This window comes from Microbacterium sp. NPDC080220 (assembly GCF_040686395.1).
GTDB lineage: Bacteria > Actinomycetota > Actinomycetes > Actinomycetales > Microbacteriaceae > Microbacterium > Microbacterium gawkjiense.
Genome location: NZ_JBFBOP010000002.1, coordinates 241,909 through 263,696, shown reverse-complemented (window position 1 = coordinate 263,696; position 21,788 = coordinate 241,909). Strand labels below are relative to the sequence as shown.

The window sequence follows — 21,788 nt, the reverse complement described above, 5'->3', positions numbered from 1 at the left end:
GCGGAGAGGAACACACGAGAAGACGCCCCGGACCTGTGCGGTGCGGGGCGTCGGACGGTGATGGCGTCAGACGGCGCGCGCCGGAGGGTACGGCTCGTAGCGGAACGGGACCTTGGTCTCGTTCCGCTGGAGCAGATCACGCTGCTGCGTGGTCATGGCGTCCTCCGGGTTCTCGCCGTGCCGGTCGGCACAGCCCTGCTACGTTAGCGGCCCGGGCGTGTCGCGTCAAAGGTCGATCGTGCTCATGCCTGCGACGTGTGGCAGGGCGGCCGCATGGACCGTCGCTCCCGCGTGGGGTAGGTCTTGAGCGCGGTAGCCCCAGCATCCGTCACGGAGGCTGACCGCCCCGCACGTGCTCACCGTGGGCGTCGTCAGTGGGGCGCGTGGTACTCGGCCTCGCCGCTCTTCCAGTAACCCTTCACGACCACCTGGTCGGATGCCAGACCCCACCGCTCGAGCAGCAGGCGTCGCCCGGACTTCACGATCCCCTGCTCGGCAGCGACGAACCCGAACACGTCGCCGTCGGGGCGATCCTGCTCCGCGAAGCGGTCGAGTTCGGCGGCGAGGGCCACACCCGGGAACGCGTCGCCACGGTGCACGAACGAGACGTCCACTCCGCGCGGCGCCGCCACCGGCAGCTCGTGGGCGGCATCCGTCACCTCGACGAGGATGCGGCCGACCGCGTCCGCGTCCATCAACGCGGCGAACCGACGGATCGCGGGCACGGCGGTCTCGTCGCCGGCGAGGAGCCAGGCGTCGGGACGGCCCGCGATCACCATCGAGCCGCGGGGTCCGCCCACACCGATCGTCGAGCCCAGGGGAGCGGATGCCGCCCACGGCGCCGCGATGCCCTGATCGCCGTGCACGGCGAACTCGACCTCGAGCCACCCGGCCTCGGCATCCCACGCCAGCGGCGTGTACTCGCGGCTGGGTGACTGTCGGATCGCGTCGAGGTCGACGGCGGACTCGGCGGGGAAGAACAGGCGCATGTGATCGTCGCTGCCGAGCGACGTGAAACCGCGCAGGTCGTCGCCCTCGAGCCGGACGCGCATGTACGTCGATGTCTCCCACGTCCGTGCCGCGAGGACGGCGCGGCGGAAGCGGAGGTCGAGCGGCTGTCGCTCCAGCCGGAAGGAGGGGGCGGATTTGACGAAGCTCACACAGGTAAGGCTAACCTAAAAACTGCCTGGCACTCGCCGGCGATCCCCTTCCGACCGACGGCGCCAGCGTGCTCATACACGCCCGCTCCGTCGACGACAGGAGCAGTCACATGCGCAGCATCCGTCCCCTGACCGCCACTCCGCTCGTCGCTCTCGCGGCGCTCGCCCTTGCGGGGTGCGCCGGCACCGCCGCCGACGCCGAGCCGGCCGCCGAGACCGACACCGAGACGGTCACCGTCGAGGACAACCACGGCGAGCAGACCGTCACCACCCCGCCGCAGCGGGTCGTCGCCACCGACAACCGCACGATCTCGATGCTCGACTCCTGGGGGGTCCCGGTCGTCGGGGCGCCGCTCGACATCTTCCCCGACGGTCTGTCGTTCAAGGACGACCCCGCCGTCGCGAACCTCGGCAACCACAACGAACCCGACCTCGAGGCGGTCGTGGCCGCCGACCCCGACCTCATCGTCAACGGGCAGCGCTTCTCGAGCTACTACGCCGACTTCGAGACGCTCGTCCCAGACGCCACCATCGTCGAGCTCGATCCGCGCGACGGTGAGCCTCTCGATGAGGAGCTGCGTCGCCAGGTCACGACCCTCGGCGAGATCTTCGGCAAGCAGGAGGAGGCCGCCGCCCTCGTCGCCGACTTCGACGCTGCCATCGAACGGGTCCTGGCCGCCTACGACGACAGCGAGACCGTCATGGGTGTGATCACGTCCGGAGGTGAGATCAACTACGCCGCGCCGACCACGGGTCGCACGCTCGGACCCGTCTACGACATCCTCGGGCTGACGCCGGCGCTGGAGTCCGACGGCTCGACCGATCACCAGGGCGACGACATCTCGGTCGAAGCGCTCGCCGCCGCAGACCCCGACTGGTTCCTGGTGATGGATCGGGATGCCGCGGTCAGCGTCAACACCGATGAGGCCTACACCCCGGCGAACGACATCCTCGCCGGATCCGAAGCGCTGCAGAACGTGACCGCCGTCCGCGAGGGCAACATCGTCTATATGCCGCAGGGCACCTACCTGAACGAGGGCATCGAGACGTACACGCAGTTCTTCGAGGACTTCGCCGACGCGCTCGAGAGCCGGTGACCCTCACTCTCGAGCACCAGGTGAACAGGCGCCCGCGCGGGCGCCTGTTCACCTGGCAGCTTCTGCTCGGCGCTGTCGTCGTCGCCGGGCTCGTGGCGCTCTCCCTCTTCGTCGGCGTCTACGACGTGATCGGCGAGGAGGATGGCGCGGAGATGTTCGCGATCACGCGCATCCCTCGGACCGTCGGCCTCGTCCTCGCCGGCGCAGCGCTCGCCATGTGCGGACTGGTCATGCAGCTGCTGACCCAGAACCGGTTCGTCGAACCGACCACCACCGGGACCACCGAGTGGGCGGGCCTGGGACTCCTGCTGGTCATGCTGCTCGTCCCCGACGCGCCCCTTGTGGTGCGCATGATCGGCGCTGTCGCGATGGCCTTCGTCGGGACCATGCTCTTCTTCCTGTTCCTGCGCCGGGTCATGTTGACCTCCTCGATCATCGTGCCGATCGTGGGGATGATGCTCGGCGCTGTCGTCGGCGCGGTCTCGACCTTCCTCGCGCTGTCGACGAACCTGCTGCAGAGCATGGCGATCTGGTTCACGGGCTCGTTCACCTCCGTCCTCCGGGGGCAGTACGAACCGCTGTGGATCGTGCTCGTCGTCGTCATCGCCGTCTTCATCGCGGCCGACCGCTTCACGATCGCCGGGCTCGGCGAGGACGTCGCGACCAACGTCGGACTGGACTACCGGCGCATCGTTCTGCTGGGCACGGTGCTCATCGCCCTCGCCGCCGGCGTCGTCACCGTCGTCGTCGGCAACCTGCCCTTCCTCGGACTCATCGTCCCGAACGTCGTCTCGCTGATCCGGGGGGATGATCTGCGGTCGAACCTCCCGTGGGTCGCGCTCGGCGGTATCGCACTGATCACTGCCTGCGACATCCTCGCCCGCGTCGTCAACGCGCCCTTCGAAGTACCCGTCTCGCTGATCCTCGCGATGGTCGGCGCCGTCGTGTTCATCGGCCTTCTGCTGAGGCAGCCTCGACGTGGCTGAGGTCGTCGCCCTCTCCGGTGCCTTCCCGACGGCGACCCGCGCGCGCCGCTACGCCGTGACCGTGGCGGTGCTCTGTGTCCTCGCCGTGGCGGTGGCGGCCGGCATTCTGCTCTGGGACAACCCTGCCCCTACGGGCAGCGACGGCTTCTGGCGCATCGCACAGTTGCGCGTCACGAGTGTGATCGTGATCGCGATCGTCGCCGTGTGCCAGGGGATCGCCACCATCACCTTCCAGACCGTCACCGCGAACCGCATCGTCACGCCGTCGATCATGGGCTTCGAGTCCCTCTACACCGCGATCTCGACGGCGGCGATCTTCTTCCTCGGGGCCGCCGGTGCGCTCCTCGTGCAGGGGCCCGGTCCCTACCTGCTGCAGATCGCGGCCATGCTCGCCTTCTCGGGAGCCCTGTATGGATGGCTGCTGTCGGGGCGCTATGCCAACGTGCAGATCATGCTCCTCGTGGGCATCATCCTCGGAGGCGCGCTCGCCGCCTTCTCGACGTTCCTGCAACGGTTGCTGACGCCCACCGAGTTCGACCTGCTGACGGCGCGACTGATCGGCAGCGTCGCGAACGCCGACGCGACCTACCTCCCCATCGCGCTGCCGCTCGCCGTCACCGCCGGTGGCCTCCTGGCCTTCGGTGGCGGGCGACTCAACCTCCTCGGCCTGGGGCGCGAGGTCGCGCTGAGCCTCGGGTCGTCCCAGCGGCGCGACTCGATCCTGGCCCTCCTGCTCGTCTCGGTTCTGATGGCCGTGTCGACCTCGCTCATCGGTCCGATGACGTTCTTCGGGTTCCTCGTCGCGATGCTCACGTATCAGCTGGCCGACACCTTCGACCATCGGCGGATGTTCGCCCTCTCCGGACTCGTCGGCTTCGTCGTGCTCGGCGGCGCCTACGTCGTGCTCAAGCACGTCTTCTACGCCGCCGGCTCGGTCGGGATCATCGTCGAGATCGTGGGCGGCACGCTCTTCCTCATCCACCTGCTCCGAAAGGGACGCCTGTGATCTCGCTCACCGCCGTCGAGAAGCGCTACAGCACCGAGGTCGCGATCGGCCCGGTCACCCTCGACCTGCCCGCCGGCGGCATCACCGCCCTCATCGGACCCAACGGCGCCGGGAAGTCGACGCTCCTCACGATGGTCGGACGCCTCCTCGCCGCAGACAAGGGATCGATCTCGGTAGGCGGACACGACGTCGCCGCGACGAAATCCCGTGAGCTCGCGAAGGTCATCGCGATCCTGCGGCAGGAGAACCATTTCGTCACCCGGCTCACGGTGCGTCAGCTCGTCGGCTTCGGACGCTATCCGCACTCGCAGGGTCGCCTCACCGTCGTCGACGAGGAGATCATCGATCGGTCGATCGACTTCCTCGGCCTGCGCGGGCTGGAAGGCAGGTACCTCGACGAGCTCTCGGGCGGACAGCGGCAGCGCGCATACGTCGCGATGGTCCTCGCGCAGGACACGGAGTACGTCCTGCTCGACGAGCCGCTCAACAACCTCGACATCCAGCACGCCGTGCAGATGATGAGCCACCTGCAGCGGGCGGCGACCGAGCTCGGACGGACGATCGTCGTCGTCCTGCACGACATCAACTTCGCCGGCCACTACGCCGACCGCGTCTGCGCGATGAAGGACGGTCGGGTCGCCGCCTTCGGCACGCCGGGCGAGATCATCCGCGCCGACGTGCTCACCGACATCTTCGAGACGCCTGTCGATGTCGTGGACGGCCCGCGCGGGCCCCTCGCCGTCTACTACTAGAGCTGCGCGCCGTCGTCGTCGCGGTCGTAGATGCCCTCGTTGCGCCCGCGGCGCGACTCGTACGCGATGAGCCAGCCGATCGAGATCGCCGCGGCCAGCACGAGACCGATCCACACGTTCTGCAGGATCAGTCCGAACAGGATGCCGCCGACGAACAGCAGCACCGTGCCGATCACCCAGAACCGTCGTCCCCGCTGCCGCTGCGCCATGCGCCCAGCCTACGGGCGGGGTCCTCAGCGGGCCCGGTGATCCTCCGGCGCGAGGCGCGGACCGCGCCGCGGCTCCACGACGCCGCTCGCACCGATCAGGCGGATCACCCGCTGCCGGTGGCCCTTCCACGGTTCGAGCAGCTCCCGCATCCCGTCGTCGTCGACGCGCGATCCGGTCAGCGCGTACCCCACCTGGTGGGCGACGTGATAGTCCCCGAAGCTCACGGCGTCGGGGTCGCCGAAGGCGCGGATGCGGGTCTCGGCGCTCGTCCAGACGCCGACGCCCGGCAGGCTCGTGAACACCCGGTCGCGTTCGTCGCCCGTGGTCGCCGCGACGGCGGCGCGTTCGATCGAGGTGCGGCGGCGGGCGGCATCCACGATCGTTCGGGACTGCGGTGGCTCGAGCCCCGCACGATGCCACGACCAGCTCGGGATCATGCGCCAGTCCGCCGGGGGCGCGTACATCGGCCGCGGCGTCGGGCCGGGGGCGAGCTCGCCGTGGTGCGTCAGGATCCAGCGCCACGCGCCGAACGCCTGCAGCCCCGTCACCTTCTGCTCGAAGACACTGCTCGCCAGCGCGTCGAAGACGAGGTCGGTGGCGCCGATCCGCAGGTCGGGTCGCCTATGGTGGGTCGCCGCGATGAGCGGATGCCGCGACGCGTCGAACCCCTCGGGGTCGTCGCCCGCGCCGCACAGCCGCGGCAACTGATCCAGCGTCCACGCCGCGCCAGGACCCCACGCCGCCGCACGCACCGTCCGGAGCCCGGGCCGGATCGCGACCGTGGCGATGCCCTCCGGTGTCCGCGTCGCGCGCCAGATCACGCCGTCGACTGTGGTCTGCGACGGGTCGTGCGCGCCCCGCTGCTGATAGCGGATCGCGCCCGCCGCATCGGTCGGGACCTTCGGTCGGTACTCGGCCTCGAGCGGCTTCGCCGACGAGGGCGGCGGCGGATGCGGCATCCGTTCGCGCAGTCCCGTCCTCATGCCGACACCCTACGTCCGGGTGCTGACAGCGCACCCGGCGCGGCGGTCAGAAGCGGTCGGGCGAAGGGGTGCCGTGGCCGTAGCGGATGACGACGTCGGCGTGGCGGTCGAACCGGTAGCCGATGCCGCGCACGGTGCGGACGATGTCCTCGTAGCGGCCGAGCTTCGAGCGCAGGCGGCGCACGTGCACGTCGATCGTGCGCTCACCGGGAGCGTCGTCGCCGTCGGCGTGGCTCCACAGCGACGAGACGAGCTCGGTGCGCTCGATCGTGCGACCTTCGCGCAGCACGAGGTACTGCAGCAGCTCGAACTCCTTGAACGTGAGCGCGGCGGTCTCACCGTCGATGTGCACGCGACGACGGGAGATGTCGATCGTGACGCCACCGGGGACGTGCTCGTCGAGCGGTTCCTCGGGCTTCGTGCGGGCCACGGCGGCCGGCTCGTGCAGCGCGAGGCGCACGACGTCGACGTCACGGCCGCCGGCGCCGACGGGGGCGAGGGCGACGGTCGCGTGCGTCTCGGCGGAGGGCGCGAGCTCGGCGATGGTGCGGCGGAGCGCGTCGACGATGACGGAGAGGCTGACACCGTCGGCGGCGGCCTTCAGCTCGTCGAGGCCGACGTAGAGGGCGAAGCCCCGCGGCGCGGTTCCGGCGGGCAGTCCGCTCGCGGACGGCGCGGGGCGGGGCGCGGCGGGGCGGGCCGGAACGATGTCCTCCACGGCGCGGAGGTGACGGGGGGCGGTGGGAGCGGAGAGGAGAGCGGAGGTCGACATGGCGATGTCCTTCGAAGGGGGGAACCCGGAGCGGGACGCGGGTTCGGGAGTGTTGCGCGGATGGCCTCACTGGGGCCGATGTGCGAGACCACCGGCATCCGCGTTGTGGGCGGAGGAACCGGAGCCTCGGGGGTCGGACGACGCCGTGTTCAGAAACGGCGGCGCGACCCGGCGGGGATCACCGTGTCAGCGACACATTCGGCAACACATGACAGCACGCTGCGGCATCATGATGCCGGCAGTTCCGTTCGCCTCCCGGGCGGACAGAGTGCGTGCGAAGTCAGTCATGTGGCCGATTATGACGAAGCGCGTCGCCATGTGTCAAACCGCCCGCCCTCGACAGCGTCCGCATGACGGAATGTGACAGATTGCTCAATCCGCTGGGCATCGTCCGCGCGTCGCCGGATCGGCGTAGCGTGATCGCATGAGCGACCTGATCTTCACCGATGAGAAGGATGCCGCGCGCTACACCCTGCACCGCGGCAAAGACCTCGTCAGCGTCCTCGATTACAACGACGACGGCCGCACCGTGGCCCTCACGCGCGCCTACACGATCCCCACGTTCCGAGGGTCGGGCTACGCCGGCGAGCTGGTGCGCCGCGCGGTCGACGACCTCGAGCGACGCGGCGACCGTCGTGTCATCCCGGTCTGCTGGTACGTCGCCGACTGGTTCGAGGCGAACCCCGGACACGAGAGGCTCCTGCAGGAGCGTCGCACGGCCTGAGCGATCAGGCCTCGCCGGGTCGCGGATCGCGGATCCGCCACCCGACCCGCTCGAGTGCGCCCTTCAGGCGGTCGGCCGCGGCCCGTGCGACCTCGCCCGACTCGTCCGAGCAGACGTCGATCGCGAGGGGCGGCGGATCGCCGAACTTCGGGATCTGCACCTCGGCCCATGCCCCCGGCGACAGGCTGACGCGCGGGTAGGCGGTGCGCGCATGCTCGACGACACCGTCGCACGCGAACGCGATCGTCTCGAGGGCGTCCGGCTTGGCGATCGGCAGATCGACGACGAGGGTCACCACGAAGGGCCCTCCCGCCGTGTCGCGCCCGTGTCCCGACATCCTGCTCCCTTTCCGTGTCCTCCTCGTTCGTAGCCGTCCCGCGGCGACGAGGTCAAGCCCGTCGACGGCGACGCCGCCGCACCGGACGATGGCTGCACCAGATGACGGAGGAGACGGCCATGGAACACGACGCGGACGACCGGACGAGCGAGGCCGCCCCGGCCGGCGGCTGGTCGGAGGACGAGTCCTCCATCATCGCCTCGGGCGCGGTGACGAACGAGGAGAAGGAACAGCAGGATGCCGCCGACCGCGGTCGCGGTGAGGGTGCGCCGATGCCGGATGCCGCCGCCGACCCGTTCGTCGAGAGCGCCGAGATCCAGCAGGGGCTCGACCCCGACGTGCTGACCGACGAGCAGGCGGAGCGTCGCGCCGAGTGACCCTGGTGGCGGGGGCGGGCGCGCCGCGGCATCCTGAGTGCGCCCGCCTCGAGCCATCGCCGGGCCGGTAGCGTGGGACGGTCATGACATCCCCTGCCACCGCCAGCATCCCCCTCTCCTCCTTGCAGCGCTGGCGGGCCTTCTGGGTCTGCGTCTCGGTGGCGGCGTTCACGATTCTCGACCTCAGCAAGGTCAACGTCGGTCTCCCGGCGATCGAGGCGTCGCTGGGCGCGACGTCCACGCAGCTGCAGCTGGTGGTCTCGGGCTACATCCTCACGTTCGGGCTCGCGCTCGTGCCCTTCGGGCGGCTCGGCGACCAGCGGTCCCGCAAGGCGCTGTTCATCGTCGGGCTGAGCCTGTTCACCGTGACGAGCGCCGTCTGCGCGCTCGCCCCGAGCATCGAGGTGCTCATGGCCGCGCGGCTCGTCCAGGGCATCGCCGCGGGCATCCAGATGCCGCAGGTCATGGGCACGATCCAGCAGCTGTTCACCGGCAAGGAGCGCGGCCGCGCGTTCGGTCTGTTCGGGGCGACGATCGGCATCGCCACCGCGTTCGGCCCCACGCTCGGTGGCCTGATGATCGCGATCGGCGGCGAGACCGACGGCTGGCGCGGCATCTTCTGGTTCAACGTGCCGCTGTGCCTGCTCGTGCTCGCCGGGGTGATCTGGATCCTCCCGCAGACCCGTCAGGCCAGCGGCCTGCCGCTGCAGCTCGACCCGGTCGGCATCGTGATCTTCGGCCTCATGATCGTCTCGCTGATGTGGCCGTTCCTGTTCACGACCGGCTCGCCCGACGACGACCCGAACCGCTGGTGGCTGCTGACCGCATTCGTCCTGTTCGCGGCGCTGTTCTTCTGGTGGGAGCGGCGGTACGCGGCATCCGGTCGTCAGCCCCTCATCCCGTTCCGGATGTTCCGCATCCGGTCGTTCCGCAACGGCACGCTCGTGGTCGTCGCCTACTTCACGGCGATCCCGCCCATGTTCCTGCTCGGCACGCTGTTCCTGCAGCTCGGGGTGGGCCTCGAGCCGGTGTTCGCCGGCATGGTCTCCATCGGATTCGCCGTCGCGAGCGCGGCGAGCTCGTACTACGGCGGTCTGCTCGTGAACCGGCTCGGCCGGCAGCTCGTGACGATCGGGCTCGTGACGGTGCTCGTGAGCGTCGTCGCGCTGACGATCGTCGCCTACACGATGCCCCGCGAGACCGTCGCCTACGGCATGGCCGCGGCGCTGCTCGTCGCCGGAGCGGGCGGCGGGCTCGTCGTCTCGCCCAACCAGACGTTGACGCTGTCCGAGATCGCCGTGCGCGAGGGCGGCCTCGCCGGCTCGGTCGGCCAGCTCGGGCAGCGCGTCGGGACGGCGGTGGGCACCGCGATCGGACTGTCGCTGTTCTACGCGTCGATCTACCGCGAGAAGGATGCCGGGCTCGACTCCCTCGCGGTGTACCACGACGCGTACGCCTACGGCATGGCCGCGGTCGGCGTCTTCCTGGCGATCGCGACCCTCGTCTCGGTCGTCGACCTCATCGGGCTGCGACGTCGCGGCACCCTCGTTCCGGGCGCCGACTGACGCGGTCCCGGCACGCCTCGAAGGCGATGTCCGAGGCCCGATCTACCGTGTGAGCATGCGCATCCTGCACACCTCCGACTGGCACATCGGGCGGACCTTCCACGGTCACTCCACGCTCGACGCCCTCCGCGGCGTGCTCGACGAGCTGACCGCCCAGGTGCGCGCGCACGACGTCGACGTCGTCATCGTCGCGGGCGACGTGTTCGACTCCGCGACCCCCGCCGCCGCGTGCTACACCCTGCTCTCCGACGCGCTCCGCGGCATCGCCGACGCCGGCGCCCGGGTCGTCGTCACGAGCGGCAACCACGACTCCGCCGCGCGGCTGGGTTTCCAGGCGGGGCTGCTGCGCGACGGCATCCACGTCCTGACCGATCCGGATGCCGTCGGCACCCCGCTCACGATCGACGACGCCCACGGGCCGGTGCACTTCTACGGCATCCCGTACCTCGAGCCCGCGCTGCTGCGGCACCGGTGGGAGGGGGTCCGCACCCAGGCCGCGGTCCTCGGCCGGGCGATGGACCTCGTCCGCGCCGACCTCGCCGAGCGGGGCGGCCGCTCGGTGGCGATCGCGCACTGCTTCGCCGCGGGCGTCGAGCCGACGCCGCACCTCGAGCGCGACATCCAGCAGGGCGGGCTCGACGTCGTGCCGCTGTCGACCTTCGACGGCGTCGACTACATGGCACTGGGGCACATCCACGGACGACAGCGACTGGCCGATCACGTCCGTTACGCCGGGGCGCCGCTGCACTACAGCTTCGGCGAGGGCGACAAACCCCGCGGGTCGTGGCTCGTCGACCTCGACGCCGACGGACTCTCGACCGTCGAGTGGCTGGCGCTGCCGGTGCCGCGCCGGCTCGTGACCCTCCGCGGCCCGTTCGCCGACATCCTGGCGGACGAGGCGCACGCCGACGCCGCGGATGCCTGGGTGTGCGTCGAGTACACCGACGACCTCCCCGAAGCCGACCCGCTGCGTCGTCTGCAGCAGCGCTTCCCGTTCTGCGCGAAGGTCGTGCACGCCCCCGCCGTGGTGCGACAGGGGGACCGGCAGAGTTACGTCGAGCGGGTGCGCGCGGCGCGCACCGACCGCGAGCTCGTCGAGGCCTTCCTCTCGCACGTGCGCGAGGGGCAGGGGGCGACCGAACGCGAGGCCGAGATCCTCGAGGACGTGCTCGACGAGCGGGTGCGCCAGGAGGCGCTCGCGTGAAGCTGCATCGCCTCGAACTGACCGGCTTCGGGCCGTTCCGCGAGCGCCAGAGCGTCGACTTCGACGCGTTCGACGACGACGGACTCTTCCTCATCTCGGGGCGGACCGGCGCCGGCAAGTCCAGCATCCTCGACGGGGTCAGCTTCGCGCTCTACGGCTCGGTGCCCCGGTACGACGGGGGCGACCGGCGGCTGCGCAGCGACCACAGCTTCCTGACCGACCCGACCGAGGTGCGGCTCGAGTTCACCGTCGGCGGCACGCGGTGGCGAGTCACGCGCGCGCCGGAGTACGAGCGTCCCGCCAAACGCGGCGGCGGCCTCACCCTCGAGCCCGCGCGAGCCGAGCTCGAGGAGTGGGTCGATGGCGCCTGGGTGGGGCGCGCGGCGAAGCAGCGCGAGGTCGGGATCGCCCTCGACGAAGTGCTCGGGCTCAGCGCGCAGCAGTTCCAGCAGGTGATCCTGCTCGCGCAGAACAAGTTCTCACGGTTCCTCCTCGCGCCCAACGCCGAGCGGCAGCAGCTGCTGCGGACCCTCTTCGGTACGAGGCGCTTCGAGACCTACAAGGAGGCGCTCGAGGAGCGCCGCCGTGACGCGCAGAAGCGGCTCGACGAGGGCAGCACCCGCGTCCGGACGCTGCTCGACGTCGCCGAGCGCGAGATCACCGAGCACGGACTCCATCCCGCCGACGGCGGCGAGCCGCCGGCCGAGGCGGACGTGCTCGCGCGGACGTCCGCGGTCGAGCGCGCGCTCGTCCGGGCGGAGTACCGGGTCGAGGCCCGCGGCAACGAACGAGCGCTCGCGACCACACGCGCCGACGCCGCGGTCGCCGAACATCGACGACTCCTCGAGGTCGCCCGGCGGCGCGCCGACCTGCAGACCGCGCGGGACGACCTCGCCGCCCGCGAGGCGGAGACCCCCGAGGTCGCCGCCCTCCGCGCCCGGGTCGAGCGGGCCCGCGCCGCGGATGCGCTGCGGGCTCCCGTCGAATCGGCCGTCCGTGCCGCGGGCGAGTGGTCCGCCGCGCAGGAGTCGCGCCGTGCGGCCGAGGGGGAGTGGGTCGCCGCGGGCGGCTCCGCGGACGACGACCTGCCCGCCGTGATCGAGGACCTCACCGGCCGCATCGCCCGCGCGCAGGCCGCCGCCGAGGAGGAGCGGGATGCCGCCGCCCTCACCGACGCGCAGCGGCTGCGCCGCGAGGACCTGGCCGAGGTCGACGCGGCGCTCGACGCCCTCGACGCCGCGCTCGCCGCCGTGCCCGAGCGCCGCCAGCGCGTGGCCACCGACCTCGCAGAGACGCGTGCCGTCGCGGGCCGGCACGACGACCTCGCCGGGGCGCGGGCCGAGCTCGCGACCCGCCTCGACGCGGCACGGTCCCTCGAACGACTGACGCCCAGCGCTGCGGCCGCCGACGCGGCCTACGCCGAGGCCAACGCGCGATCCGCGGCGGCCTCCGCGCACGTGGGCGAGCTGCTCCGCCGCCGCCTGCGCGGGTACGCGGGCGAGCTCGCGGCATCCCTCGTCGACGGCGAACCTTGCACCGTCTGCGGCGCCACCGCGCACCCCCGACCCGCCGCCCACGACCTCGCGCACGTCACCGACGACGACCTCGCCGCCGCCGAGCGCGACCGCGACGAGGCTGCAGCAGCGGAGCGGGATGCCGCGCAGGCCGCCGCCGCCGCGCGGGAGGCCATCGCGGCCGCCGCGGCCACCGCGGGCGAGCGGGACGTCGACGCCCTCGCGACCGCGCTGGCCGACCTCGACGCCGACCTCACCGCCGCCCGCGCCGCCCGCGACCGTCTCGACGGTCTCGAGAAGGCCGCCGCCGAGATCGATGAGCTCGAAGCCACGGCCCAGGGCGAGGCGGTGCAGCTGCGCCAGCGCGCCGGCGCACTCCGTGAGGAGATCGCCGCGGCCGAGGGCGCGCTCGCCTCGGCACGGCGAGCCGTCGACGCGGCCCGGGGCGACTACGACAGCGTCGCCGCGCGGATCGCGGTGGACGACGACCATCGCCGGCTCGCCGGTCGCCTGCTCGAGGCCCGCCGCCACGAGCAGACGCGTCGCGAGGCCGCGGACGCCGCCGATCGCGACCGCGACGAACGCCTCGCGGACTCCGCGTTCAGCGGCCCGGCCGACGTCCTCGACGCGCTGCTCCCCGCCGCCGAGCTGACCCGGGTCTCGGAGCGCATCGACGCGCACGCCGCCGCCCTCGCCGCCGCGAAGGCACGCGCGTTCGAACTCGAGCTCGCCTCCGTCGACGAGACCCTCGACCCCGGGGCGGTCGAGGCCGCAGCGGATGCGGCCGCGGCGGCCGACGAGGCGCGCACCGCCGCCATCGCCGCCGAGGCCGATGCCGCGGGCGTGGCGACGGGGCTGCGCGACCTCCTCCATCGCATCGAGACGGCCAACGGTGCCGTCGCGACGCAGACCGAGGAGGCCGCGGCGGTCACGCGTCTGGCCGACACCGTCGCGGGCCGCGCGCCCAACACGATGAAGATGGACCTCGAGACGTTCGTGCTGGCCGCGGAGCTCGAGGAGATCGTCGCCGCCGCGAACCTCCGGCTCGCCGAGATGTCGTCGGGCCGGTACACGCTGCGGCACTCCGACGCCAAGCAGGCCCGGGGCGCGGCATCCGGTCTGTCCATCGAGGTCCTCGACGCGCACACCGGTCGACTCCGCTCGCCGCAGTCGCTGTCGGGCGGGGAGACCTTCCTCGCCTCCCTCGCCCTCGCGCTGGGACTCGCCGAGGTGGTCACCTCGCGCGCCGGCGGCATCCGGCTCGACACCCTGTTCATCGACGAGGGGTTCGGCTCGCTCGACCCCGAGACCCTCGAGCTCGCGATGCGCACGCTCGACGAGCTGCGCGCCGGCGGGCGGGTCGTGGGGGTCATCAGCCACGTCGAGGCGATGAAGGACCAGATCCCCGCTCAACTCGTCGTCGAGGCGACACCGGAAGGACCCAGCGTCGTGCGGCAGGAGGCGCTGAGCCCCGCCGCCGGATGAGCGCCACGTCCCCTAGGCTGGAACCATGAAGAAGGGCATGATCTGGACGGTCCTGGGCGTCATCGTCGCGATCGTCATCGCGTGGATCGTCGTCGACGTCGTGCTGAAGCTCGTCTTTTTCGCGGCGAAGCTGGTCGTCGTGGCGATCGTCGCGCTCATCGTCTTCTTCGTGCTGCGCTCGCTCTTCGCGCGCCGCGACGCCTGACGACCGCGGGCTCAGACGCCGTAGAGCTCGGTGATGCGCTCGCGCAGCTGGACGCTGCACGCGGCGACGGCCTCCCGCCAGTCGGTGATCGCGTCGTCCTGCGCGCTGTCGGACACGGCCTTCAGCACCCGGATCGGGACGCCGAACTGCTGCGCCACCCAGATGTACGCGTAGGCCTCCATGTCGACCAGCGTGCCGCCGAGGGAGCGGATCGCCTCGACCGTGTCGGCGTCGTCGACGAAGTGGTCGCCCGTGGCGATCGTCGTCCCCTCGCGGCCCGCGATCGACACCGTCGTCGGGAGCGACACGTGCTGACCGGCGATGCCGTCGACGTCCGACACGTCGTGCTGCAGTGCGGTGGTCACATCGTGGACGCCGACGGCGGCGGCATCCACCGAACCCGCCGTCCCCACGACGACGATCTCGTCGTAGTCGGCCCGGTCGAGCGCGCGCGTCAGGGCGTACGTCGCCTGCAGCTTGCCGGGGCCCGTCACGAGCCGGTCGAAGCCGGGGAGCTCCTCGGGGAAGGCGACGAGTTCGGAATCGAGAGCGGCGACGAGGAGCTTCACCGATCCATCATCCCATCCGGCGATCAGTCCGAAGGGCGGGGGAAGGCGGCATCCAGCTCGGCGAGCCAGGCCGCGGCGTTCCCGTCGGACGGCGCCCGCCAGTCGCCGCGCGGCGACAGCGAGCCCGCGGGCGACACCTTCGGCGCGTTCGGCACCGCGCTGCGCTTGAACTGCGCGAAGCCGAAGTAGCGCTGCAGGAACACCCGCAGCCAGCGCACGATCGTCTCGCGGTCGAAGGCGTACCGCTCGTCCTCGGGGAAGCCCGGCGGCCACGCCCCGGCATCCGCGTCCGCCCAGGCCTGCTCGGCCAGGAACACGATTTTCGAGGGGCGGAACCCGTAGCGCAGCACGTGGAACAGGGTGAAGTCGTGCAGCGCGTACGGTCCGATGGTGCTCTCGGTCGACTGCACCTTGCCGTCGGCGTCCGCCGGCACCAGCTCGGGGCTGATCTCGGTGTCGAGGACGGCTTGCAGCACCTCCTTCGCCCGGTCGGTGAGGGTCGTACCGGATTCGTCGCTGTGCGCGATGACCCACCGGATGAGGTGCTGGATGAGGGTCTTCGGCACGCCGGCGTTGACGCCGTAGTGCGCCATGTGGTCGCCGACGCCGTAGGTCGCCCACCCGAGGGCGAGCTCGGAGAGGTCGGAGGTGCCGATGACGATGCCGCCGCGCTGGTTCGCGAGGCGGAACAGGAAGTCGGTACGGGCGCCCGCCTGCACGTTCTCGAACGTCACGTCGTACACCGGCTCGCCCTTCGCGAAGGGGTGTCCGAGGCCGGCCAGGAGCTCGGTCGCCATCGGCCGGATGTCGATCGTCTCGATCTTCGCGCCGATGGCCTCGGCGAGGGCGATCGCGTTCGACTTCGTGTGGTCGCCGGTTGCGAAGCCCGGCATCGTGAAGGCGAGGATGTCGCTGCGGGGGCGTCCCATGCGGTCCATCGCGCGGGCGGTGACGAGCAGCGCATGCGTCGAGTCGAGACCGCCCGAGACCCCGATGACGGGCTTCGGCTGTCCGATCGCCCGCAGGCGCTGCTCGAGGCCGGACACCTGGATGTTGAACGCCTCGTAGCAGTCGAGGTCGAGTCGGGCGGGGTCGTCGGGGACGAACGGGAACCGGTCCAGGGGGCGGCGCAGGCCCGCGACCGACGCCGACGGGGCGACGGTGAAGGGGATGCGGCGCACCTGCGCCCCGGTCGTGCGCAGGTTGTCTTCGAAGGTGCCCTGGCGCAGCCGGTCCTGGCGCAGCCGGTCGAGGTCGACGTCGGCGATGGCCCGACGCGGACCGTCGGGGAAGCGCTCGGTCTCAGCGAGGAGGGTGCCGTTCTCGTAGATGATCGTCTGCCCGTCCCACGAGACGTCGTTGGTCGACTCGCCCTGTCCGGCGGCGGCGTAGACGTAGGCGGCCAGGCACCGGAAGGACTGCGACTGCACAAGGATGCGGCGGTCCTCGGCACGGGCGATCGTGATCGGGCTGCCCGAGAGATTGGCGAGCACGGTCGCCCCGGCGAGGGCCGCGTGCGAGGACGGCGGCACGGGCACCCAGAAGTCCTCGCAGATCTCCGCGTGGACGACGAGCCCGGGCACGTCGGTCGCCTCGAACAGCAGGTCGGTGCCGACCGGCACCGCGTCGCCCCCCAGGGTCACGGTCGCGGGGGCGTCATCGCCGCGCGCATACCAGCGCGACTCATAGAACTCGCGGTAGGTGGGCAGGTGGGACTTGGGGGCGACGCCGAGCACCCGGCCCCGGTGGATGACGACGGCGCAGTTGTAGAGCCGGTTCTCGATCCGCAGGGGCGCGCCGACGATGAGCAGGGGGGAGAGGTCGGCGGATGCCGCGGCGAGCCGCTCGATCGCGACGAGGACCGCGTCGAGGACGACGTCCTGCATCACGAGGTCCTCGATCGCGTATCCGGTGAGGCCCAGCTCGGGGAAGACGGCGACCGCGACGCCGTCGTCGTGGCAGGCGCGCGCGCTCGCCAGGATCGCGTCGGCGTTCGCGGCGGGGTCGGCGATGACGACCGGCACCGTGCACGCCGCGACGCGCGCGTACCCGTGCCGATACGGATTCTCGAAGGGCAGGTCCTGGGTCACGCGTCCAGTCTGTCAGGTGGCCCGTCGGCCGCCAGGGGGCTTGTGCGCGTGCGGGAGGCGTGTCGGTGACCGCGGATAGTGTCGATTCCGAGAGGGGATCATGCGATACATCGAAGACGACGGCCGGATCGTCTGGAGCGCGAGCGACCTGAAGGCCGCGGCCGAGTGCGAGTTCGCCTGGCTGCGGGCGATCGACGCGAAGCTCGGCCGGATCGCGGCGGTCGAGGACCCCGAGGACCTCACGCTCGAGCGGGCGGGCCGGCTGGGCACGCAGCACGAGCGTCGCGTGTACGAGGCGTACCGTGCCGCGCACGCCGGGGCGGTGGTCGAGATCCCCGAGACACGGTCGTCGGATGCCGCGGGCCTTGCCGCGGCGGTCGCGGCGACGGATGCGGCGCTCGCCGACCCCGCCGTGCACGTCGTCTACCAGGCGGCGTTCTCGACCGAGGAGTTCGTCGGATTCGCGGACTTCCTCGTGCGTGCCGACGACGGCCGGTGGATCGTGCAGGACACGAAGCTCGCCCGGCACGCCCGGGTGACCGCCCTCATGCAGCTGGCGGCATACGTGGATCAGCTCGACCGGCTCGGTGTCCCCCGCGCCGACGAGGTGCAGCTGCTGCTGGGCGACGGCACCGTGTCGACCCACGCGGTCCGCGACCTCCTCCCCGTGTTCGGGCTGCGCCGTGCCCGCCTCCGGGCCCTCATCGCCGACCGCGACGTCGCCGCCGGGTCCGCGGGGTCGCCCATCCCGTGGGGCGACGACCGGGGTGACCTGCGCGTCGTAGCGTGCGGACGGTGCGCGACGTGCGACCTCGAGGTCGTCGCGCACCGCGACCTGCTGCTGGTCGCGGGGATGCGGCCGGTCCAGCGCGACCGGCTGCGGGCTGCCGACGTCACGACGATCGACGCGCTCGCCGCCTCCCGCGAGGCTCCGCCGCGGATGTCGTGGGACACCTTCTCGGGGCTGCGCACCCAGGCGCGGCTGCAGCTCGAGAGCCCCGCCGGCGGCGTCGACGACGCCCCCGCGCAGACGGGCCCCGTGATCCCGACCTTCGACGTCGTCTTCCCGAAGGCGCTGGGTGCCCTTCCCCGACCCGACCACGGCGACCTGTTCTTCGACTTCGAGGGCGATCCGCTCTACACCGAAGGGGCGGCGATGCAGTGGGGGATCGACTACCTCTTCGGCTGGGTCGACGAGACCGAGCAGTACTCCGCGCTCTGGGCGCACTCGTTCGCCGACGAGAAGCGGGCGCTCGAGGACTTCCTCGAGTTCGTCGCCGTCCGCCGGCGGGCCCACCCGGGCCTGCACATCTACCACTACGCCCCCTACGAGCCCACGCACCTGCTCGCGATGGCGGCTCGGCACGGTGTGGGCGAGGCCGCCGTCGACCGGCTGCTGCGCGACGGCGTGTTCGTCGACCTCTACCCGATCGTGCGCCGCGCGCTGCGGGTCGGGTCGCGCTCGTACTCGATCAAGAAGCTCGAGCCGCTGTACATGGGCGACGAGGTCCGCACGAGCGACGTGCAGCGCGGCGACGACTCGATCGTCCGCTACGTCGAGGCGCGGGCGCTGCAGGACGCCGGCGACGACGCGGCGGCCCGCCGCATCCTCGACGACCTCGCCGATTACAACCGGTACGACTGCGTGTCGACGCGGCGCCTGCGCGACTGGCTCGTCGACCGCGCGCGCGAGGCGAAGCTCGTGCCCTCCCGCGAGCCGGAGGCGGGCGAGGCGGTGTACGAGCCGTCGCCGCGCGCCGAGGCGCTCTCGCGGTTCGCCGCGGATGCCGAGGACGAGGCCACCGCGCAGGCGCTGCGCCTCGGCGCGGCGGCCATCGACTACTACCCGCGCGAGGCGAAGACCTTCTGGGCCACGCACTTCCTCCGCCTGCGCGAACCGGTGTCGGTTTGGGAGGACACCCGCGACGTCGTCGTCGTCGACCGCGATCGGTGCCGCGTGCTGACGGACTGGCACCGTCCTGAGGGGCTCACGGCCGTCCGCCGGGTCGTCGAGATCCGCGGCGAGTTCGCCCCCGGCACCCGGCTGACGGTGGGGCAGAACCCGTACACCGTCTACGAGCTGCCGGCGCCGTTCCCGATCGAGACCAGCCCGCGGTGGATACACGCCGCGCGCTCCGTGTCGGTCGTCGACGTCCTCGACGACGGCGTCGTGATCGAGGAGAACGCCTTCCAGGGCTTCACGTGGCAGGAGCTCCCGGTCGCCCTGACACCGCCCGCACCGCCGCGCGCCGGCAGTCAGCAGGCGGCGATCGACGAGTGGGCGGATGCGGTCCTCGCCGCCGCTCCCGCGCTGCCCGCCGATCCCGCCACCGACCTCCTGCTGCGTCGCCCGCCGCGGCGCGAGACACCGCTGCCGCGCACGGGCGACGACGTCGCCGACATCGCGGCGGCGCTCGCCGGCCTCGACGACGGCTACCTCGCCGTGCAGGGTCCGCCCGGCACGGGCAAGACCTATGTCGGATCGCACGTCGTGGCGCGGCTGGTCCGCGAGCGCGGGTTCCGGGTCGGCATCGTCGCGCAGTCGCACAACGTCGTCGAGCACATGCTCGATCGCATCGTCGAGGCGGGGCTGGATGCGGCCCAGGTCGCTAAGGCCCCCAAGGGTGCGGCGACGGGGGCCGAGCGGTTCACCGCGATCGCCAAGAACCAGCTCGCGGCCTACATCGGGTCTCAGCCCGCCGGCTTCGTCGTGGGCGGTACGGCGTGGGACCTGACCCACACCGGGCGGGTGGGCCGCCGTTCGCTCGACCTGCTCGTGATCGACGAGGCGGGGCAGTTCTCGCTCGCCTCCACGATCGCCGTCGCCGCCTCCGCTCGCCGTCTGCTCCTGCTCGGCGACCCGCAGCAGTTGCCGCAGGTCAGCCAGGGCACCCACCCCGAGCCGGTCGACACGTCGGCGCTCGGTTGGGTGATGGACGACCACGCGGTGATCCCCGCCGACCGCGGCTACTTCCTCGCGCGCACCCGCCGGATGCGTCCGGAGGTCGCCGAGCCGGTGTCGCAGTTGGCCTACGAGGGGCAACTCGAGGCGCACCCCGACACGGCGCTCCGCCGCCTCGACGGCGTCCCCGCCGGGGTCGTGCCCGTGCCGCTCGCGCACACCCGCAACGCGACGCAGTCGCCCGAGGAGGCGGACGAGGTCCTGCGGATCGTCCGCGACCTCGTCGGCACCCCGTGGACCGACGGCGCGACCTCACGCCCGCTCGGGCCGGAGGACGTCATCGTCGTGACGCCGTACAACGCGCAGCAGGTGCTCGTCGAGGAGGTCCTCACCGCCGCCGGGTTCTCCGGCGTCCGGGTGGGCACGGTCGACCGGTTCCAGGGGCAGGAGGCGGCCGTCGTGATCGTCTCGCTCGCCGCCTCGTCGGGTCGGGATGCGCCGCGCGGGCTCGAGTTCCTGCTGCTGCAGAACCGCATCAACGTCGCGGTCTCGCGCGCGATGCACACCGCGTTCGTCGTCTACGGCACCGGCGTGCTCGACGACCTGCCGCGCACCCCCGACGGCGTCGCGCGGCTCAGCGCGTTCGCCCGCCTCGTCGGAGCCACCGGCATCCCATCGGAGGCCGTCGCGGTCCCGCGATAGGCCGCGCGGTGTCAGACCGTGCCGTACAAGCGGTCGCCGGCGTCGCCGAGACCGGGGACGATGTAGCCCTTCTCGTTCAGGCGCTCGTCGAGAGCGCCCAGGACGAGGGTGACGTCGCGCCCGCCGACCTGCTTCTCGATCGCCGCGAGACCCTCGGGCGCTGCGAGGATGCAGACCGCCGTGACGTCCTGCGCGCCGCGCGCGAAGAGGAAGTCGATCGCCGCGCCGAGCGAGCCGCCCGTGGCGAGCATCGGGTCGAGGACGAAGCACTGGCGGTCGCTGAGGTCGTCGGGCAGACGCTCGGCGTACGTGTAGGGCTCGAAGGTCTCCTCGTTGCGCGCCATGCCGAGGAAGCCGACCTCGGCCGTCGGCAGCAGCGTCGTCATGCCGTCGAGCATGCCGAGGCCCGCGCGCAGAATCGGGACGACGAGCGGCCGCGGCTCGCTGATCTTGAGCCCGGTCGTGCGGGTGACGGGCGTGTCGATCTCGATCTCCTCGACACGTACGCCGCGGGTCGCCTCGTAGGCGAGGAGGGTGATGAGCTCGGCCGTCAGCTGGCGGAACACCGGCGACGTCGTGCGCTTGTCGCGCAGCACCGTGAGCTTGTGGGTGATGAGGGGGTGGTCGGCGACGTGCACACGCATGGGTCCAGGCTACCGGGGCTACGCTGACGACGTGAGCCTGCCCGTCCCCGCCGCCGACGACGCGGCGATGGTGCGGGCGCTGGAGCTCGCCGCCCTCGCGTCGGGCCACGGTGACGTCCCCGTCGGCGCGGTCGTCACGCAGGCGGGCCGGGTCGTCGGGGAGGGACGCAACCTCCGCGAACGCGACGGCGACCCCCTCGCTCACGCGGAGGTCGTGGCGCTGCGAGCCGCGGCATCCGCCCTCGGATCGTGGAACCTCGACGACTGCACCCTCGTCGTCACTCTCGAGCCGTGCGTCATGTGCGCGGGTGCGATCCTGCAGACGCGGGTGGCGCGCGTCGTGTTCGGCGCGTGGGACGAGAAGGCGGGTGCGGCCGGTTCCGTCCACGACCTGCTGCGCGACAGGCGGATGCCGCACCGCGCCGAGGTCCTCGGCGGGGTCCGTGCGGGCGAGGCCGCGACCCTGCTGCGCGGCTTCTTCGACGCGAAGCGCTGAGGTGCTGC

At 72.0% G+C, this 21,788-nt stretch carries 20 protein-coding genes; 12 read left to right on the top strand and 8 right to left on the bottom strand.

The features are described from left to right. Positions 1–371: 371 nt before the first annotated feature. Entirely contained in the window at positions 372–1,160 is a 789-nt protein-coding gene (locus AB0P29_RS04825) for a siderophore-interacting protein (protein ID WP_363378911.1), read from the bottom strand. A gap of 110 nt (positions 1,161–1,270) precedes the next feature. Here AB0P29_RS04825 and AB0P29_RS04820 point away from each other — a divergent pair, with 110 nt between their 5' ends. From AB0P29_RS04820 to AB0P29_RS04805, 4 genes are read left to right on the top strand one after another with little or no spacing between them, the layout of a single operon-like run. Next, positions 1,271–2,257, top strand: a complete 987-nt coding sequence (locus AB0P29_RS04820; protein ID WP_363378909.1) for an ABC transporter substrate-binding protein — start codon at positions 1,271–1,273, stop codon at positions 2,255–2,257. After that, positions 2,254–3,243: an iron chelate uptake ABC transporter family permease subunit gene (locus tag AB0P29_RS04815; RefSeq protein WP_363378907.1), complete on the top strand. Its 990-nt coding sequence runs from the start codon at positions 2,254–2,256 to the stop codon at positions 3,241–3,243. Before AB0P29_RS04820 ends, AB0P29_RS04815 begins: the two co-directional genes overlap by 4 nt. Then, on the top strand, positions 3,236–4,249 hold the full coding sequence (locus AB0P29_RS04810) for an iron chelate uptake ABC transporter family permease subunit (RefSeq protein ID WP_363378905.1): 1,014 nt from the start codon (positions 3,236–3,238) through the stop codon (positions 4,247–4,249). The genes AB0P29_RS04815 and AB0P29_RS04810 overlap by 8 nt, the downstream gene beginning before the upstream one ends. Next, positions 4,246–5,001 carry an ATP-binding cassette domain-containing protein gene (locus AB0P29_RS04805; RefSeq protein WP_363378903.1) on the top strand — a complete coding sequence of 252 codons (756 nt, stop codon included), beginning with the start codon at positions 4,246–4,248 and terminating at the stop codon, positions 4,999–5,001. The genes AB0P29_RS04810 and AB0P29_RS04805 overlap by 4 nt, the downstream gene beginning before the upstream one ends. Here the strand turns inward: AB0P29_RS04805 and AB0P29_RS04800 are convergent. The 3 genes from AB0P29_RS04800 to AB0P29_RS04790 form a co-directional block, all read right to left on the bottom strand. Beyond that, positions 4,998–5,210, bottom strand: coding sequence for a hypothetical protein (locus AB0P29_RS04800; RefSeq protein WP_064003883.1), 213 nt, complete (start codon positions 5,208–5,210; stop codon positions 4,998–5,000). The two genes, AB0P29_RS04805 and AB0P29_RS04800, sit on opposite strands and share 4 nt — an antisense overlap. 24 nt (positions 5,211–5,234) lie before the next feature. Then, on the bottom strand, positions 5,235–6,170 hold the full coding sequence (locus tag AB0P29_RS04795; RefSeq protein ID WP_363379054.1) for a DNA-3-methyladenine glycosylase 2 family protein: 936 nt from the start codon (positions 6,168–6,170) through the stop codon (positions 5,235–5,237). A 70-nt stretch (positions 6,171–6,240) separates the two neighbouring features. Then, entirely contained in the window at positions 6,241–6,966 is a 726-nt protein-coding gene (locus AB0P29_RS04790; protein WP_363378901.1) for a winged helix-turn-helix domain-containing protein, read from the bottom strand. A gap of 424 nt (positions 6,967–7,390) precedes the next feature. Here AB0P29_RS04790 and AB0P29_RS04785 point away from each other — a divergent pair, with 424 nt between their 5' ends. Then, a complete protein-coding gene (locus AB0P29_RS04785) occupies positions 7,391–7,690 on the top strand; it encodes a GNAT family N-acetyltransferase (protein WP_311285343.1) in 300 nt (99 codons plus the stop codon). Between the two features lie 4 nt (positions 7,691–7,694). Here the strand turns inward: AB0P29_RS04785 and AB0P29_RS04780 are convergent, their stop codons facing one another. Further along, a complete protein-coding gene (locus AB0P29_RS04780; protein WP_253036043.1) occupies positions 7,695–8,027 on the bottom strand; it encodes a hypothetical protein in 333 nt (110 codons plus the stop codon). Positions 8,028–8,146: 119 nt separating this feature from the next. Between AB0P29_RS04780 and AB0P29_RS04775 the strand changes: the two genes are divergently transcribed. The 5 genes from AB0P29_RS04775 to AB0P29_RS04755 all read left to right on the top strand — a co-directional run bounded on the left by AB0P29_RS04775 (position 8,147) and on the right by AB0P29_RS04755 (position 14,377). Beyond that, on the top strand, positions 8,147–8,404 hold the full coding sequence (locus tag AB0P29_RS04775) for a hypothetical protein (RefSeq protein WP_363378898.1): 258 nt from the start codon (positions 8,147–8,149) through the stop codon (positions 8,402–8,404). Positions 8,405–8,487: 83 nt separating this feature from the next. After that, positions 8,488–9,969 (top strand): MFS transporter, encoded by a 1,482-nt coding sequence (locus AB0P29_RS04770; protein ID WP_363378896.1) that lies wholly within the window; start codon positions 8,488–8,490, stop codon positions 9,967–9,969. A 55-nt stretch (positions 9,970–10,024) separates the two neighbouring features. Continuing rightward, a complete protein-coding gene (locus AB0P29_RS04765) occupies positions 10,025–11,173 on the top strand; it encodes an exonuclease SbcCD subunit D (RefSeq protein WP_363378894.1) in 1,149 nt (382 codons plus the stop codon). After that, the gene (locus AB0P29_RS04760) at positions 11,170–14,172 is read left to right on the top strand and encodes an SMC family ATPase (RefSeq protein WP_363378892.1); all 3,003 of its coding nucleotides are present in this window, start codon (positions 11,170–11,172) and stop codon (positions 14,170–14,172) included. The genes AB0P29_RS04765 and AB0P29_RS04760 overlap by 4 nt, the downstream gene beginning before the upstream one ends. A 25-nt stretch (positions 14,173–14,197) precedes the next feature. Further along, a complete protein-coding gene (locus AB0P29_RS04755) occupies positions 14,198–14,377 on the top strand; it encodes a hypothetical protein (protein WP_064003890.1) in 180 nt (59 codons plus the stop codon). An 11-nt stretch (positions 14,378–14,388) separates the two neighbouring features. On the opposite strand, the gene AB0P29_RS04750 is transcribed toward AB0P29_RS04755, so the two are convergent. Together AB0P29_RS04750 and AB0P29_RS04745 are read right to left on the bottom strand one after the other, a co-directional pair. After that, entirely contained in the window at positions 14,389–14,946 is a 558-nt protein-coding gene (locus tag AB0P29_RS04750) for a nucleosidase (protein WP_064003891.1), read from the bottom strand. A gap of 23 nt (positions 14,947–14,969) precedes the next feature. Further along, a complete protein-coding gene (locus AB0P29_RS04745) occupies positions 14,970–17,036 on the bottom strand; it encodes an NAD(+) synthase (RefSeq protein WP_363378889.1) in 2,067 nt (688 codons plus the stop codon). A gap of 100 nt (positions 17,037–17,136) precedes the next feature. On the opposite strand from AB0P29_RS04745, the gene AB0P29_RS04740 reads away from it, so the two are divergent. Further along, positions 17,137–20,640 (top strand): TM0106 family RecB-like putative nuclease, encoded by a 3,504-nt coding sequence (locus AB0P29_RS04740; protein WP_363378887.1) that lies wholly within the window; start codon positions 17,137–17,139, stop codon positions 20,638–20,640. 11 nt (positions 20,641–20,651) lie between these two features. Here AB0P29_RS04740 and upp read toward each other — a convergent pair whose 3' ends face one another. Beyond that, a complete protein-coding gene (gene upp / locus AB0P29_RS04735; RefSeq protein WP_363378885.1) occupies positions 20,652–21,284 on the bottom strand; it encodes a uracil phosphoribosyltransferase in 633 nt (210 codons plus the stop codon). Between the two features lie 67 nt (positions 21,285–21,351). Here upp and AB0P29_RS04730 point away from each other — a divergent pair, with 67 nt between their 5' ends. Further along, positions 21,352–21,780 (top strand): nucleoside deaminase, encoded by a 429-nt coding sequence (locus AB0P29_RS04730; protein WP_311285572.1) that lies wholly within the window; start codon positions 21,352–21,354, stop codon positions 21,778–21,780. Positions 21,781–21,788 lie beyond the last annotated feature (8 nt).